We start from the raw sequence: 15275 nt of genomic DNA, 5'->3' as shown, positions 1-15275 counted from the left end.
AGGGGGTTGGGATGTTCACGACCCGGGGGACGGCCCGAGACGAACAAGGGACCTGGGGGACGAAGCCCCCAGGGGATCGTGACTGCTCAGCCTTCGGAGAGCTGCGTACCCGTCAGGTGCTCGGGCCTCACCGGGGTCCGGTTCAGCTCGAGACCGGTCGCGTTCCGGATCGCCGCGAGGACGGCCGGGGTCGACGACAGCGTGGGTGCCTCGCCGATGCCGCGCAGCCCGTACGGGGCGTGCTCGTCGGCGAGTTCGAGCACGTCGACCGGGATGGTCGGCGTGTCGAGGATGGTCGGGATCAGGTAGTCGGTGAAGGAGGGGTTCTTGACCTTCGCCGTCTTCGGGTCGACGACGATCTCCTCCATCACCGCCACGCCCAGGCCCTGGGTGGTGCCGCCCTGGATCTGGCCGAGCACCGACAGCGGGTTGAGCGCCTTGCCGACGTCCTGGGCGCAGGCCAGCTCGACGACCTTGACCAGACCGAGCTCGGTGTCGACCTCGACGACGGCCCGGTGCGCGGCGAAGGAGTACTGCACGTGTCCGTTGCCCTGTCCGGTGCGCAGGTCGAAGGGCTCGGTCGGCCGGTGCCGCCATTCCGCCTCGACCTCCACGGTCTCGCCCTCCAGGACGTCGACCAGGTCGCCGAGGACCTCGCCGCCGTCGGTGACGACTTTGCCGCCCTCCAGGAGCAGCTCGGCCGTCGCCCAGGCGGGGTGGTAGGAGCCGAACTTGCGGCGCCCGATCTCCAGGACCTTCTCGCGGACCAGCTCGCAGGAGTTCTTCACCGCGCCGCCGGTGACGTACGTCTGCCGCGAGGCCGACGTCGAACCTGCGCTGCCCACCTGGGTGTCGGCCGGGTGGATGGTCACCTGGGTGACGCCCAGCTCGGTGCGGGCGATCTGCGCGTGGACGGTGACGCCGCCCTGGCCGACCTCCGCCATGGCGGTGTGCACGGTGGCGACGGGCTCGCCGGCGACGACCTCCATGCGCACCTTGGCGGTCGAGTAGTCGTCGAACCCTTCGGAGAAGCCCACGTTCTTGATGCCGACGGCGTAGCCGACCCCGCGGACGACGCCCTCGCCGTGCGTGGTGTTGGACAGGCCGCCCGGCAGCTGCCGTACGTCGGCGCCCTCGCTGGACTCCCACTGGCGCTCCGGCGGCATCGGCATCGCCTTGACGCGGCGCAGCAGTTCGGCGACGGGGGCCGGGGAGTCGACGGGCTGCCCGGTCGGCAGGAGCGTGCCCTGCTCCATGGCGTTGAGCCGGCGGAATTCCACCGGGTCCATGCCGAGTTTCGCGGCGAGCTTGTCCATCTGCGCCTCGTAGGCGAAGCAGGCCTGGACCGCGCCGAAGCCGCGCATGGCGCCGCAGGGCGGGTTGTTGGTGTAGAGGGCGATGGCCTCGATGTCCACGTCATCCACCACGTACGGGCCGACGGACAGGGAGGAGGCGTTGCCGACGACGGCCGGGGAGGCGGAGGCGTAGGCGCCGCCGTCCAGGACGATCCGGCACTTCAGGTGGGTGAGCTTGCCGTCCTTGGTGGCCCCGTGCTCGTAGTGGAGCTTGGCGGGGTGGCGGTGGACGTGCCCGAAGAACGACTCGAACCGGTTGTAGACGATCTTGACGGGCTTGCCGGTGCGCAGGGCCAGCAGGCAGGCGTGGATCTGCATCGACAGGTCCTCGCGGCCGCCGAACGCGCCGCCGACGCCGGAGAGCGTCATCCGCACCTTCTCCTCGGGCAGGCCGAGCACGGGGGCGATCTGGCGCAGGTCGCTGTGCAGCCACTGGGTGGCGATGTAGAGGTGGACGCCGCCGTCCTCCTCCGGCACGGCGAGGCCGGACTCGGGGCCGAGGAAGGCCTGGTCCTGCATGCCGAAGGTGTACTCGCCCTCGACGATGACGTCGGCGCGCTCGCGGGCGGCCGCGACGTCACCGCGGATGATCGGCTGGCGGTGCACGATGTTGGGGTGCGGGACATGGCCGGCGTGGTGGTCGTCGCGGTTCTCGTGGACGAGGAGCGCGTCCGGGGCGGTGGCGGAGGCCTCGTCGGTGATGACGGGCAGCTCGCGGTAGTCCACCTTGATCTTCGCGGCGGCCCGGCGGGCGGTCTCCGGGTGGTCGGCGGCGACCAGGGCGACCGGCTCGCCGTGGTGACGGACCTTGCCGTGGGCGAGGACCGGGGTGTCCTGGATCTCCAGCCCGTAGTGCTTCACGTCGGTGGGCAGGTCGTCGTACGTCAGCACGGCGTAGACGCCCGGCATGGCCAGCGCCTCGCTCGTGTCGATGGACACGATCTCGGCGTGCGCGACGGTCGAGCGGAGGATCTGCCCCCACAGCATGTCCTCGTGCCACATGTCGGACGAGTACGCGAACTCGCCGGTGACCTTGAGGGTGCCGTCGGGGCGGAGCGTGGACTCGCCGATGCCGCCCTTGGTCCGGGAGCCCTGGGTGATCTTCGTGGGGGTTCCGCTGGGGGAAGCCATGATCAGACCGCCTCTGACTGCCGGGCGGCCGCGAGGCGGACCGCGTCCATGATCTTCTCGTAGCCGGTGCAGCGGCACAGGTTGCCCGACAGTGCCTCGCGGATGTCCGCGTCGGTCGGGGTCGGGTTGCGCTCCAGCATCTCGTCGGCGGCGACCAGCAGACCGGGCGTGCAGAAGCCGCACTGGACGGCGCCGGCGTCGATGAACGCCTGCTGGATCGGAGAGAGCTCGGTGCCCTCACCGGTCTGCGAGTCGGTTCCCTTGGCTTCCCAGTGCTGGGCGTTCTGAAGGGACGTACCGCAGGTGCCGGACGCGCAGCCGCCCTCGGCGCGCTGCTTGGCGTAGTCGGCGAGGCCCTCGACGGTGACGACCTCGCGGCCCTCGACCTGTCCGGCGGCGACCAGGCACGAGCACACCGGCACACCGTCCAGACGGACCGTGCACGAGCCGCACTCGCCCTGCTCGCAGGCGTTCTTCGATCCCGGCAGCCCGAGCCGCTCCCTCAGCACGTACAGCAGGGACTCGCCCTCCCACACGTCGTCGGCCTCCTGCGGCCGGCCGTTGACCGTGAAGTTGACGCGCATCAGGCAGCTCCCTCGGTGGTGCGGCGGGCGCCGCGGTAGGACTCCCAGGTCCAGGTCAGCGTGCGGCGGGCCATGACGCCGACCGCGTGGCGGCGGTAGCTCGCGGTGCCCCGGACATCGTCGATCGGGTTGCAGGCGGCGGAGCACAGGTCCGCGAACTGCTTGGCGACCGACGGGGTGATGATCTCCCCGTTGTCCCAGAAGCCGCCCTCCTCCAGCGCGGCGTTCAGGAACTCCTCGGCGGCCTTGGCCCGGACGGGTGTCGGAGCGGCCGACCCGATGCCGGTCCGCACGGTCCGCGTCCGCGGGTGCAGGGCCAGCCCGAAGGCGCACACGGCGATGACCATCGCGTTGCGGGTCCCCACCTTGGAGAACTGCTGCGGCCCGTCCGCCTTTTTCACGTGCACGGCGCGGATCAGCTCGTCGGCCGCCAGCGCGTTGCGCTTCACGCCCGTGTAGAACTCGTCGATCGGGATGCGGCGTGAGCCGCGTACCGACTCGACCTCCACCTCGGCGCCCGCGGCGAGCAGGGCGGGGTGGGCGTCACCGGCCGGGGAGGCGGTGCCGAGGTTGCCGCCGACGCCGCCGCGGTTGCGGATCTGCGGGGAGGCGACCGTGTGCGAGGCGAGGGCGAGACCCGGCAGCTCCGCGCGCAGGTTCTCCATGATCTTCGTGTACGGCACGGAGGCACCCAGCCGCACGCTCTCCTCGCCGACCTCCCACTCGGAGAGGTCGCCGATGCGGTTCAGGTCCAAGAGGTACTCGGGCCGGCGGTGGTCGAAGTTGATCTCGACCATCACGTCGGTGCCACCCGCAATCGGCACAGCTGTGGGGTGCTCGGCTTTCGCGGCGAGCGCCTCCTCCCAGCTGGCGGGGCGAAGGAAGTCCATGACCGGCTCTCTTCTTCGTCTTCTCGTGGGGCGTTCAGATTGAGCCAATCCGTGTGCGGCGGTCCCGGCTCGTTCATGTGCTGTTGACGCGTAGTGGACTCAGTACACAGCGCGCTACGCCGAGCGAGTCAGTCACGGAAACCATGAAGGGTTTGGCTGGCCAGGACAGGCATCTTGTAGATTCGTATGAACGGAGGCCCTCAGAAACCTCCTCGTTCTCCTGTGGAAACGCGCGACACAGCCGCGTGACCTGGGACACGACCGGGACATGGTCCGCGGGCCGGCGAGCATCGCTCACCAGCCCACCGAACAGGCGTTCCTCGCATACCCCTCCAAGATCCACCATAGATTTCGAGACAAAGAACGGCGGCGACGAGAATGCGGCTGCGCGCACTGCTGGACACCGACGCGCTGGGCCTCAAGCTGCTCGGCGGCGAGGACGAGCTGGACCGCACCGTGCGGGGTGTGATGACCACCGACCTCCGCGACCCCAGCCGCTACCTCGCGGGCGGCGAACTGGTGCTCACGGGCCTGGCCTGGCGCCGCGACGCCGACGACTCGGAGCCGTTTGTCCGGATCCTGGTGCAGGCGGGCGTGACGGCACTCGCCGCGGGCGAGGCCGAGCTCGGGGACGTGCCGCAGGACCTGGTGGTGGCCTGTGCCCGCCACCGCCTCCCGCTCTTCGCCGTGCACGAGTCGGTGGCGTTCGCGACGATCACCGAGCACGTCGTGCGGCAGGTCTCCGGTGAGCGCGCCGGAGACCTGGCGGCGGTCGTCGACCGCCACCGCCGGATGATGACCTCCGGCCCCGCGGGCGGCGGCCCCGACGTGGTCCTGGACCTGCTCGGCACGGACCTGGACCTGCGGGCCTGGGTCCTCTCCCCCACCGGCCGCCTGATCGCGGGCTCGAAGGCGGCGGGCCCCGCCCTGCCGACCGGGACGTGCGCCCGGCTCGCGGGCGAACACCTGGCCGCCACCCGCACCGGCCGCCGCGGCCCCCACCGCGCCGTCCTGGGCGCCACGACGTACTCCCTGTTCCCGGTCCGCTCCACGGGCCGCTCCCCGCAGCCGGCCCGGGACGTGCGCGAGACCGTGCTGTCGGACTGGCTGCTGGCCGTGGAGGCGGACGCCGGGGACTGGCCCGAGGAGCGCCTGGACCTGCTCTACGGCGTCACCCAGCTGATCGCGGTCGAGCGGGACCGCCGCGACGCGGCCCGCACGGTCCGCCGCCGCCTCGCCCAGGAGGTCCTGGAACTGGTCCAGACGGGCGCGGCGCCCGCCGAGATCGCCGCTCGTCTGCGCGTCGCGGCGCCGGTGCTGCTGCCCGGCCTGGGCGCCGCGCCGCACTGGCAGGTGGTCGTGGCCCGCGTCGACTGGGACGGCGAGGAGATCGAGGGCGGGCCGGTGGCGCAGGCCCTGCTGGAAGAGGTCCTCGTCGACCCCGCGGCCGCCGGGCCGGAGCACTCCGACCGCATCGCCGTGGCCCACACGGGCGGCGAGGCCATCGCCCTGGTCCCCCTGCCCGCCGTCTCGACGGAGCACGACGGCTCGGAGGCGGGCGTCCTCGCGGACGCGCTCCAAGAATCGGTACGGGACCCCCTCACGGCGGGACTCGACGACGACGGCCGGCTCACCCTCGGCGTCAGCGCGGCCGTCCACTCGGCGGAGGGCCTGCGCGGCGCGCTGGAGGAGGCCCGCCACGCCCGGCGCGTCGCCGCGGCCCGTCCCGGCCGGGTCTGCGCGGCGGGCCACCAGGAACTGGCCTCGCACGTCCTGCTGCTGCCGTTCGTCCCGGACGACGTCCGCCGGGCCTTCACGGCCCGCCTGCTGGACCCCCTGCGCGACTACGACCGCCGCCACCGCGCCGAGCTGATCCCCACCCTGGAAGCCTTCCTCGACTGCGACGGCTCCTGGACCCGCTGCGCCTCCCGCCTGCACCTGCACGTCAACACGCTGCGCTACCGGGTCGGCCGGATCGAGCAGTTGACGAGTCGTGACCTGTCGCGCCTCGAGGACAAGCTGGACTTCTTCCTGGCACTGCGCATGAGCTGATACGCGGGGTGTCCCGGTGGCAAACCCGGGACACCCCCGAGTCCCACGACTTTGTGAAATCCTTCACCCACCCTCTTGGCCCGGCCCGCCGATTCGTGCTGAGATGCCGCCACCACTCAACAGCTCGATGGCGTGCTCGGGGAGGGCAACGTGGCGCATACCGCCATGTCTGGTAACGGAACGACCGCCGGTGACGATCCCCTCCAGACCGCGGTATGGCGGCTGCGCTCCCGCGGATGCTGGGCCGACGCGGCCGCCCTGCTGCTGCCGGCCACACCGGCGGCGGCGCTCCAACGCGCGTCGTTGCTGGTGGAACGGTGTCTGTACACCGAGCAGGGCTGGGAGGAGGCCGAGGACGCGCTGCGCACGGCCGAGGCGATGGCCCACAGCGACGACGAACGGGGCGCGGCCGCTTGTGAACGCGGGTACTTGGCCTACGCGGCGACCCTGCTCGGGGTGCGGGACCGGGCCGACGAGGCGCGGGCCGCGCTCGGGCGGGCGGCGGCGCTGGTCCCTCCCGGGGCTCCGGCGCGCGCGCTGCTCGACTTCCGTCGCGGACTCCTGGCGGAGAACCTGACGAGCGCGCCCCAGGCCGCCCGCGCCGCGTACCGCCGGGCCCACGCGGGCGCGACGGCGCACTCCGACCCGCTGCTGCTGTCCTTCACGTGGCGTCATCTGGCGGGACTCGCCCTGCGGGACGGGGAGTTGGCCGAGGCACGGCACGGCTTCGCGGAGTCGCTGCGGATCCGGGAGGAGCTGGGCTATCTCGTCGGCACGGCGCCCGCGCTGGTCTCCCTCGCCGACACCGAGACGGAACCGGAGGCGTCCCGGCTGCGCGAGGAGGCCCGGCGGTTGTTCCGGCTGCTCGGGGGCGTACCGACGTGGCTGTCCCGCCAGCTGGCTCCGCCGGTACCGCCGGCTGCGACGGCCTGAGGGGGGCGTGGGGTACTCGGCGGTGTCGCTGGAGGCGGGGCGTTCCGCAACCCGGCGGTGCGGGGTGCCGCTGCGCCCACCCGTGCCGCCCTTAGCGGCACGCATGCCCGCAGCGGGGGCGCTGCCGCCGTACGACGCAAGGGGCCGTGCCGGGGGGCGTCCGACCCCATCGCGCCGTTCCGAGGACGGACACCCCCCGGCGCGGCCCCGACCCACCACCCGGCGTCAGGCGCCGGCCGCAGCCGCCCCCGCGAAGTGCTCGCCCACCAGCGCCCGGACCACGTCCAGGTCCCGGGCGATCAGCGCGTCCAGCAACGCCGTGTGCTCGTGCGCGTCGGCCACCAGGTCGGCCCGCCCCCGGCCCCCCGGCCCACCCCCGACCAGCGGCCACTGGGCCCTGCGGTGCAGATCCTCCGCGATCTGGACCAGCTGCCCGTTGCCCGAGAGGGACAGCAGGGCCCGGTGGAACCCGCGGTCGGACTCCGCGTAGGTCGCGCGGCAGCCGGAGGACGCCGCGCGGACCGTGGCCTCGGCGAGAGGGCGCAGCTCGGCCCAGCGTTCGGCGGGGACGGTACGGGCCAGCCGCAGCATCACCGGCACCTCGATCAGCGCCCGGACCTCGGCCAGTTCGGCCAGTTCCCGCACGCCCCGTTCGACCACCCGGAACCCACGGTTCGGCACGACCTCGACGGCCCCCTCGAGGGCCAGTTGCTGCATGGCCTCGCGGACCGGCGTCGCCGAGACCCCGAACCGCTCCCCGAGCGCCGGCGCCGAGTACACCTCACCCGGCCGGAGATCCCCCGCCACCAGCGCGGCACGCAGCGCGTCCAGGATCTGCCCCCGCACGGAGGCCCGCTGGACCACCGGCCGAACCCGCGGAACGACCGGGACGGGCGGCTCACTGTGGGTGTGCTCCCCCCGCACCGCCCCGGACTGCTGTGGCACGCGCGCCTGCCCGGCCGGCACACCCGCCGGTCCGGCCGAACCCGCCGCCCGCCACGGAGTCCCCGTTTCCGCGGAGCCCTGCGCTCCCTGCTTCACGGGTCCTCCTCCGGACGTATCGGTACTTGGGGTCATTACGGCGGGTTGTTACTCGTCCGTCAAGCACCATAAGCGCCCCGGCCCCCAGTTCAAATCCCAGTTCCATGTCCGGAGATCTTGAGTAAGGTTAGGCTTACCTTCAAAGCCCCGTTTCACCCCGACGGATCGGTGATCACATGCCCGCGCTCCTTTCGGCCGTCTCCGGCGCCTACACCCGCCTGGCCGAGATCCTGCCGGGGCTCGCCGTCACCGAACTGAACACCGAGGACGAAGTACCCCAGGGCGGTGGCTGGACCGCGGCGGCCGACCTCGCGGCCGCCGGTCCCGCCCTGGACCGCTTCCTGGCGTGGGACGTGGACCAGATCGAGCGGGACTACGGCCGACAGGCCCGCCCCGACGTCGTCGCGAGCTTCGGTCTGCACCGCTACGCCTGGCCCGCCTGCCTCCTGATCACCGTGCCGTGGTTCCTGCACCGCCGGGTCCCCCGCTATCCCGTGACACACGTCTCCTACGACCGCACGGCCCCCGGCCACGCCATCGGGCACCTGGCCGTGCGCCCCGCCGGCTTCGCCTGCCTGCCCGGCGACGAGGCGGCCGTGCTGCCCGGCGCCCGGGTCGTTCCCGACGAGGAGGCGCTGCGGGCGGAGGTGCGGTCGGCGGTCGCCGAGCACCTGGAACCGGTCCTGGCCGGTTTCGGCCCCCGGATGCGGCGCCGCGGACGCGCTCTGTGGGGTATGGCGACCGACGAGATCGTCGAAGGCCTCTGGTACGTCGCCCAATTGCTCGGGGAGACCGAGGAGCGGCGCGCGATGCGCGAGCTGGAGCTGCTGCTGCCGGGCGCGACCAAGCCGTACGTGGGCACGGCGGCGTTCCGGGAGCTGACCGGCCCCGGCGGCGAGCCGCTGCTCACCCGGGACCGCGCGAGCTGCTGCATGTTCTACACACTGCGCCCGGAGGACACCTGCGCCACCTGCCCGCGCACCTGCGACACGGACCGGGTCACCAAGCTGCTGGCCACGGCCAGTTGACGTACTCGCGGGGTCGATCACTCCGATCGTCCCGTAAGATCATCGCGGAACCGGACACCCACACGTCCACAGGCGATTCACACCTTCCTCACGCGCCACGGGAACTTTCCGGAGAACCACTCGTGTGGGTAGTCTTGTTCGAACTCAACTCCCGCCCCTCAAGCGGCAGTTCGAGCAGAACGCCGCCCTGGGCATTCCCTTGCACTTCCTTGGCGGCCTCTTGCCCCGAAACCCCCTGAGGGCCGATGGGATTGGGCCACTATGGCGGGCGTTACGCCCTATCCCAATGCAAGGGACCACCCAGATGAGACTGACCGACATATCGCTGAACTGGCTGCTTCCGGGCGCCGTGCTTCTCCTGGGCATGCTGGCGGCGGTGGCGGTGCTCGCGCGCGGCAAGCGCTCCTCGGTCAAGGACACGAGCGCGGACGACTCCTGGGAGCGCAGCGAGGAACGCCGCAGACGCAAGGAAGCCGTCTACGGCACCCTCTCCTATCTCCTCCTCTTCTGCTGTGCGGCCGTCGCCGCCCTGCTCTCCTTCCACGGCCTGGTCGGCTTCGGCGAGCAGAACCTCGGGCTGTCCGGCGGCTGGCAGTACCTCGTCCCGTTCGGCCTGGACGGCGCGGCGATGTTCTGCTCCGTCCTCGCGGTGCGCGAGGCCAGTCACGGTGACGCCGCTCTCGGCTCCCGGATACTGGTCTGGACGTTCGCCTTCGCCGCGGCCTGGTTCAACTGGGTGCACGCACCCCGGGGCATCGGCCACGCGGGTGCCCCCCACTTCTTCGCGGGCATGTCCCTGTCGGCGGCGGTGCTCTTCGACCGCGCGCTGAAGCAGACCCGCCGGGCCGCCCTGCGGGAGCAGGGCCTGGTGCCCCGCCCGCTGCCGCAGATCCGTATGGTGCGCTGGCTGCGGGCCCCCCGGGAGACCTACCGCGCCTGGTCGCTGATGCTCCTCGAGGGTGTGCGCAGCCTGGACGAGGCGGTCGACGAGGTGCGCGACGACAAGCGCAAGAAGGAAGAGGCCCGGCAGCGCAGGCGCGATCAGCAGCGCGTGGAGCGGGCCCAGTTGAAGGCGATCAGCCGTGGTCACCGCGGCCACTTCGGCCGTGGCGGCGGACGGCAGGTGGAGGTGCAGGTGGAGCGCGGCTCCTCGCAGGTCTCCGCGGAGCCTGCCATATCCGCGCCGGAGCCCCTGCCCGCCCGCTCGCGTCCCTCCCTTCAGCCGGTACGCAAAGGAGCTGACCCGGTGACCGTGGACCTCACCGCGGAGGACGACACCATGGCACTGCCGCGTCTCGACTCCCTGGAGCGCAAGCTCAAGGACCTCGAGCAGCAGTTCGGTTAGCCGAGCCGCAGCGCGACATCGAGGGGGCGTGGCCTGCGGGCCGCGCCCCTTCGGCGTTCACGCCGCCTCGGCCTCCAGCTCGAACCAGACGGCCTTGCCCACGCCGTGCGGCCGGACCCCCCAGGCGTCCGCGAGGGACTGCACCAGGAACAGACCCCTGCCGTTCGTACCGTCGTCGGCGACCGGTACCCGCACCCGAGGCCTGCGCGCCACGAAGTCCCGTACCTCCACCCGCAGCCCGCGGGGTCCGACGGTGGCCGTGAGGACCGCGTCGTGGTCGGTGTGGACGATCGCGTTGGTGACGAGCTCGCTGGTGAGCAGTTCCGCCACGTCCGACTGCCCCTGCTTCCCCCACTGTCCGAGCAGTTCCCGCAGGGCCCTGCGGGCCTCCGGGACGGCCCGCAGGTCCGCCCTCCCGAGTCTGCGCCTCAACTGCGGCGCCGGCGCCCGCTCCCTGACCTCGTCGGTCCTGTCCTTCACCGTCTTCGCCGAGAAGCCCCCGATCGCTATGGGACCGCCTCGTCGTGCCTGCCTCTCCATGACCCCCGCCCGCGCGCCGATGTCGGTTCCCCTCCTGCTCGAACATGTTCACGGGGATCCATGCCCCATCGGGAACGCGGCAGTCATGTCGAATCGTCGACGTCGGGTGTTCGGCCACCGGAACGGCGCGGGCGGCCCGGGCGGCAGGCCGCCGAGCGGTACGACGATGGAGAGGAAGGGGACAAGAGGGTAGCCGGTCATCGTCCCCCGGACGGATCCTGACCGCCGGAGATCGGACGATGGGCCGACGGCCGGCTGTCGATCCCTGCGTACGCGGTGCAGGGCCGGGGCTGCGGGCCGGAGTGCGCGGCGCTGCGGTGAAGTTGGCCGAAGTACGACGGTCTTGACGGGCGCCGAGACGAGTAGGGGCCGTCCTCCCCCACCCCCGTGGCGGGAGGACGGCCCCCGGTCTTCCGTCGGGCGCGGTCAGTACAGCTTGTTGACGGCGGTGGTCGTCGTCTTCTTGAAGGCGCCGACGGGGGCGTCCCCGAAGTCGCCCATCTGGCCCCACCCCACGACCGTGACCGTCCTGCCGTCGCGCCCGACGGACAGCAGCGAGATGTCCGTGGCGCCCCAGGACGTCTCGGTGTGCAGGCCGCGGACGCGGGCGCCCTCCTCGACCGGCAGCGAACCGTAGTCCCGGCCCTCCGCCTCGACGTCCGGGTCGTTCTTCTCGATTCGGTCGGCACAGCTGCGGATCAGGTCGTCGTAGTGCTTCGCCAGGGCCTTGGCCAGGGCGGCGGTGTCCGCCACGACGGTCAGCTGCACGGCGCTGGTGTCCAGGTCGGTCCGGAACTCCCGGTGCCGGTAGTCGTAGGAGGGCACGCCCTCCGTGCTCACGCAGGTGCCGAGCCCCTCCGGGAACCCTTCGGTGACCGGGCCGGCCGTCCAGGCGGAGGTCGGGTGCGGCGGCAGCTGGGACGCCGACAGGAACTTCGGAGCGGCGGCCTTCGGCGCGGCACCGGCGACCGGTGCCGTGAGGACCGTGCCCGCCGCGAGGGCGGCGACGGTGAGTGCGGTGAGCGCGCTCGCTCGGATGTGCTTGGGCATGGGTGTCCCCCGTGGGTGAATGCGTGGATGGTCGATGCCGCGGCGAGGCCGGCTGGTCGGCCCGGACCTGCTCGGTGCGACACCAAAAGCATCAGCGGTCACACCGGGCGGATGCAACAGCCCGCATCCGATCCGGCACGGTGGAACCATCCCAGCCCGTCTGACGTGCAGGTACATGGGGTGCCTGGGATGCCGTTCCGGGCCGGGTCGGACCGTGAGGACGGGGGAACGGTGTCGGCACAGAAGGACGTCGACGACGTCGGGGAGTTCGCGGCGCTGCTGAGGATGCTGAAGGAGCGCACGGACCGCAGTTACGGTTCACTGGCCCGGCGCCTGGCCATGAACACCTCGACCCTGCACCGCTACTGCGCGGGCGAGGCGGTCCCGGTCGACTTCGCCCCCGTGGAGCGTTTCGCGGCCCTGTGCGGGGCGTCCCCGGAGGAACGCCTGGAACTCCACCGCCGCTGGCTCCTGGCGGTGGCGGCGCGGCAGCGGCCCCGCACGGCGAGCCCTGCCGGTACGGCGGAGGCGGACACGGATACGGACGCCGCCACGGTGGACGGCCCTGTCGAAAGGCCTGCGGAAGCTGACCCGCTCCCCCGCCGCCCCTGGTACCTCCGCGGACGCGTCGCGGTCGGACTGGCGGCCGCTTGCGCGGTGCTCGCGGCACTCGGGAGCCTCGCCGCACTGCCGGACGGGCGGCGTGCGTCCGCCGACGTCCGTGTCCCGTCGGCGGGCCCGGCCCCGTCCGGTACGGCGGGGTCAGACGCCCCGGACCGCGAGAGCGCCTCCCCCGCTCCGAGCGGCGGCTCTCCTACGGCCAAGCCGCGCTCGCCCTCCGCCCCTCCGAAGAAGAAGCTCTCCCCCTCCTCCTCCGCACGCACCACCCCGCCCGCCGGCGCGGCCGCCCCCGCAGCCCCCCTCACCTGGTCGGCCGACTCCCAGGCCTGGAAGCTCGGCTGCGGTCACGACTACGTCGTCGCCAGGCCGCCCGGGCAGGTGGCGCCGCCGCCGGTCCCGCAGGACGCCGGCGTCTGGGCCGCCGCGCAGAACGCGGTGCACGGCGGTGAGACGCTCGTGCGGCTGTCCGTGCAGGGGCGGACCGACACGGCGGTCGTGCTGGAGGCGCTGCGCGTGCGCGTGGTGGGACGTTCGGCACCCGCCCCGGGCAACGCCTACGCCATGGACCAGGGCTGCGGAGGTTCGATCACTCCGCGCTCCTTCGACGTGAACCTCGACAAGGACCGCCCCATCGCCCGCGCGGTCGCCGGGAGCGACGCGGGTACGCCGATCCCGGCGGTGCGCATGCCCTACCGGGTCTCCGCCCGGGACCCCGAGGTACTGCTGGTCAACGCCAGGACCCAGGCGTGCGACTGCCGCTGGTACCTGGAGCTGGACTGGTCCTCCCAGGGCCGCACCGGCACGGTCCGGATCGACGACGACGGCCGCCCGTTCCGGACCAGCGGCATCAAGGACCTGCCCCGCTACGTGTACGACACCTCCGCGCGCGAGTGGACGCCCTACCGCTAGAACCGGGGCACGTTGCGCAGGTTGGAGCGGGCCATCTGCAGCATCCGGCCGACCCCGCCGTCCAGCACGACCTTCGAGGCGGACAGCGCGAAGCCGGTCACCATCTCGGCCTTGATCTTCGGCGGGATGGACAGCGCGTTGGGGTCGGTGACGACGTCGACGAGGGCCGGGCCCTTGTGCTTGAAGGCGTCCTTGAGGGCCCCGGGGAGGTCCTTGGGCTTCTCCACGCGCACCCCGTACGCACCGCAGGCGCGGGCGACGGCGGCGAAGTCGGGGTTCTTGTTGGCGGTTCCGTACGACGGAAGGCCGGCGACCAGCATCTCCAACTCGACCATGCCGAGGGAGGAGTTGTTGAACAGGACGACCTTCACGGGCAGGTCGTACTGCACCAGCGTCAGGAAGTCGCCCATCAGCATGGAGAAACCGCCGTCGCCGGACATCGACACGACCTGCCGTTTGCGGTCGGTGAACTGCGCGCCGATCGCCATGGGCAGCGCGTTGGCCATCGAGCCGTGGGAGAAGGAACCGATGACGCGGCGGCGGCCGTTGGGTGAGATGTAGCGGGCGGCCCAGACGTTGCACATGCCGGTGTCGACGGTGAACACGGCGTCGTCGGCGGCCACTTCGTCGAGCACGGACGCCACGTACTCGGGGTGGATCGGCGTGTGCTTCTCGACCTTGCGCGTGTACGCCTTGACGACCCCCTCCAGCGCGTCGGCGTGCTTCTTCAGCATCCGGTCGAGGAAGCGGCGGTTCTTCTTCTCCTTCACCCGCGGGATCAGGCAGCGCAGCGTCTCCCGTACGTCGCCCCACACCGCGAGGTCCAGCTTGGAGCGGCGGCCGAGGTGTTCGGGCCGGATGTCGACCTGGACGATCTTCACGTCGTCGGGGAGGAAGGCGTTGTAGGGGAAGTCGGTGCCGAGCAGGATCAGCAGGTCGCACTCGTGGGTCGCCTCGTAGGCGGCGCCGTATCCCAGCAGTCCGCTCATGCCGACGTCGAAGGGATTGTCGTACTGGATCCATTCCTTGCCGCGCAGGGCGTGCCCGACCGGGGACTTGATCTTCCCGGCGAACTCCATGACCTCGGCGTGCGCGCCCGCGGTGCCGCTGCCGCAGAACAGAGTGACCTTGCCGGCCTCGTCGATCATCTCGACGAGCCGGTCGATCTCGGCGTCGCCCGGTCGGACCGTCGGGCGGGAGGTGACGAGGGCGGTCTCGGCGGCCTGCTCCGGGGCGGGCTCGTCGGCGATGTCCCCAGGGAGGGTGACGACGCTGACGCCGCTGCGGCCGACGGCGTTCTGGATGGCGGTCTGGAGCAGCCGGGGCATCTGCTTCGGGCTGGAGATCATCTCGCTGTAGTGGCTGCACTCGGCGAACAGCCGGTCGGGATGGGTCTCCTGGAAGTAGCCGAGGCCGATCTCGCTGGAGGGGATGTGCGAGGCGAGGGCGAGGACCGGGGCCATGGAGCGGTGGGCGTCGTAGAGGCCGTTGATGAGGTGGAGGTTGCCTGGGCCGCAGGAACCGGCGCAGGCGGCGAGCCCGCCGGTGATCTGCGCCTCGGCACTGGCGGCGAAGGCGGCGGTCTCCTCGTGCCGGACGTGGATCCAGTCGATGGCGGAGTTGCGGCGGACGGCGTCGACGATCGGGTTGAGACTGTCACCCACGACGCCGTAGAGGCGTTTGACCCCGGCGCGGGTCAGGATGTCGACGAACTGTTCCGCGACGTTCTGTTTGGCCATGGTTCTCGTCTGCCCCTTCGGTCTCCTGGGATCCCTCCGGGTTCCATCAAGTCACAC

The 15275-nt window shown here is 72.1% G+C and carries 12 protein-coding genes; 5 read left to right on the top strand and 7 right to left on the bottom strand.

What is annotated here, in order from left to right:
* Window positions 1-86 precede the first annotated feature (86 nt).
* The 3 genes from ACIRDU_RS06730 to ACIRDU_RS06720 are packed head-to-tail and all read right to left on the bottom strand — an operon-like array spanning window position 87 to window position 3960.
* A complete protein-coding gene (locus ACIRDU_RS06730) occupies window positions 87-2486 on the bottom strand; it encodes a xanthine dehydrogenase family protein molybdopterin-binding subunit (protein ID WP_403575501.1) in 2400 nt (799 codons plus the stop codon).
* A 2-nt stretch (window positions 2487-2488) separates the two neighbouring features.
* Window positions 2489-3070: a (2Fe-2S)-binding protein gene (locus ACIRDU_RS06725; RefSeq protein WP_403575499.1), complete on the bottom strand. Its 582-nt coding sequence runs from the start codon at window positions 3068-3070 to the stop codon at window positions 2489-2491.
* The gene (locus ACIRDU_RS06720) at window positions 3070-3960 is read right to left on the bottom strand and encodes an FAD binding domain-containing protein (protein WP_403575497.1); all 891 of its coding nucleotides are present in this window, start codon (window positions 3958-3960) and stop codon (window positions 3070-3072) included. The genes ACIRDU_RS06725 and ACIRDU_RS06720 overlap by 1 nt, the downstream gene beginning before the upstream one ends.
* Before the next feature lie 378 nt (window positions 3961-4338).
* Between ACIRDU_RS06720 and ACIRDU_RS06715 the strand changes: the two genes are divergently transcribed.
* Both ACIRDU_RS06715 and ACIRDU_RS06710 read left to right on the top strand, forming a co-directional pair.
* Complete coding sequence (locus tag ACIRDU_RS06715; protein WP_403575495.1) at window positions 4339-6012, top strand: PucR family transcriptional regulator; 1674 nt, start codon at window positions 4339-4341, stop codon at window positions 6010-6012.
* 165 nt (window positions 6013-6177) lie between these two features.
* Window positions 6178-6945, top strand: coding sequence for a hypothetical protein (locus tag ACIRDU_RS06710; RefSeq protein WP_403575493.1), 768 nt, complete (start codon window positions 6178-6180; stop codon window positions 6943-6945).
* Between the two features lie 225 nt (window positions 6946-7170).
* Here the strand turns inward: ACIRDU_RS06710 and ACIRDU_RS06705 are convergent, their stop codons facing one another.
* A complete protein-coding gene (locus ACIRDU_RS06705; protein WP_403575491.1) occupies window positions 7171-7986 on the bottom strand; it encodes a GntR family transcriptional regulator in 816 nt (271 codons plus the stop codon).
* A 176-nt stretch (window positions 7987-8162) separates the two neighbouring features.
* On the opposite strand from ACIRDU_RS06705, the gene ACIRDU_RS06700 reads away from it, so the two are divergent.
* Both ACIRDU_RS06700 and ACIRDU_RS06695 read left to right on the top strand, forming a co-directional pair.
* Complete coding sequence (locus ACIRDU_RS06700) at window positions 8163-9014, top strand: (2Fe-2S)-binding protein (protein WP_403575489.1); 852 nt, start codon at window positions 8163-8165, stop codon at window positions 9012-9014.
* 304 nt (window positions 9015-9318) lie between these two features.
* Window positions 9319-10359, top strand: coding sequence for a DUF2637 domain-containing protein (locus tag ACIRDU_RS06695; protein ID WP_403575487.1), 1041 nt, complete (start codon window positions 9319-9321; stop codon window positions 10357-10359).
* A 57-nt stretch (window positions 10360-10416) separates the two neighbouring features.
* Here the strand turns inward: ACIRDU_RS06695 and ACIRDU_RS06690 are convergent, their stop codons facing one another.
* A complete protein-coding gene (locus ACIRDU_RS06690; protein ID WP_403575485.1) occupies window positions 10417-10899 on the bottom strand; it encodes an ATP-binding protein in 483 nt (160 codons plus the stop codon).
* A 426-nt stretch (window positions 10900-11325) separates the two neighbouring features.
* Complete coding sequence (locus tag ACIRDU_RS06685; RefSeq protein WP_403575483.1) at window positions 11326-11949, bottom strand: hypothetical protein; 624 nt, start codon at window positions 11947-11949, stop codon at window positions 11326-11328.
* A 231-nt stretch (window positions 11950-12180) separates the two neighbouring features.
* Between ACIRDU_RS06685 and ACIRDU_RS06680 the strand changes: the two genes are divergently transcribed.
* Window positions 12181-13479, top strand: coding sequence for a helix-turn-helix domain-containing protein (locus ACIRDU_RS06680; protein ID WP_403575481.1), 1299 nt, complete (start codon window positions 12181-12183; stop codon window positions 13477-13479).
* Here ACIRDU_RS06680 and ACIRDU_RS06675 read toward each other — a convergent pair.
* Window positions 13476-15218: a pyruvate dehydrogenase gene (locus tag ACIRDU_RS06675; protein WP_403575479.1), complete on the bottom strand. Its 1743-nt coding sequence runs from the start codon at window positions 15216-15218 to the stop codon at window positions 13476-13478. The two genes, ACIRDU_RS06680 and ACIRDU_RS06675, sit on opposite strands and share 4 nt — an antisense overlap.
* Window positions 15219-15275: the final 57 nt, after the last annotated feature.

Origin of the sequence: Streptomyces sp. NPDC093598, assembly GCF_044764825.1 — a bacterium.
Taxonomy (GTDB): domain Bacteria; phylum Actinomycetota; class Actinomycetes; order Streptomycetales; family Streptomycetaceae; genus Streptomyces.
Note: the sequence above shows the minus strand (reverse complement) of the source record. Positions and strands in the feature narration are given on the sequence as shown.

Excerpts from the sequence above, each read along its gene's own strand:
- ACIRDU_RS06720 (WP_403575497.1), bottom strand. The coding sequence starts at position 3,960 with ATGGACTTCCTTCGCCCCGCCAGCTGGGAGGAGGCGCTCGCCGCGAAA.
- ACIRDU_RS06695 (WP_403575487.1), top strand. The coding sequence starts at position 9,319 with ATGAGACTGACCGACATATCGCTGAACTGGCTGCTTCCGGGCGCCGTG.
- ACIRDU_RS06700 (WP_403575489.1), top strand. The coding sequence starts at position 8,163 with ATGCCCGCGCTCCTTTCGGCCGTCTCCGGCGCCTACACCCGCCTGGCC.
- ACIRDU_RS06725 (WP_403575499.1), bottom strand. The coding sequence starts at position 3,070 with ATGCGCGTCAACTTCACGGTCAACGGCCGGCCGCAGGAGGCCGACGAC.
- ACIRDU_RS06710 (WP_403575493.1), top strand. The coding sequence starts at position 6,178 with ATGTCTGGTAACGGAACGACCGCCGGTGACGATCCCCTCCAGACCGCG.
- ACIRDU_RS06675 (WP_403575479.1), bottom strand. The coding sequence starts at position 15,218 with ATGGCCAAACAGAACGTCGCGGAACAGTTCGTCGACATCCTGACCCGC.
- ACIRDU_RS06715 (WP_403575495.1), top strand. The coding sequence starts at position 4,339 with ATGCGGCTGCGCGCACTGCTGGACACCGACGCGCTGGGCCTCAAGCTG.
- ACIRDU_RS06730 (WP_403575501.1), bottom strand. The coding sequence starts at position 2,486 with ATGGCTTCCCCCAGCGGAACCCCCACGAAGATCACCCAGGGCTCCCGG.
- ACIRDU_RS06690 (WP_403575485.1), bottom strand. The coding sequence starts at position 10,899 with ATGGAGAGGCAGGCACGACGAGGCGGTCCCATAGCGATCGGGGGCTTC.
- ACIRDU_RS06685 (WP_403575483.1), bottom strand. The coding sequence starts at position 11,949 with ATGCCCAAGCACATCCGAGCGAGCGCGCTCACCGCACTCACCGTCGCC.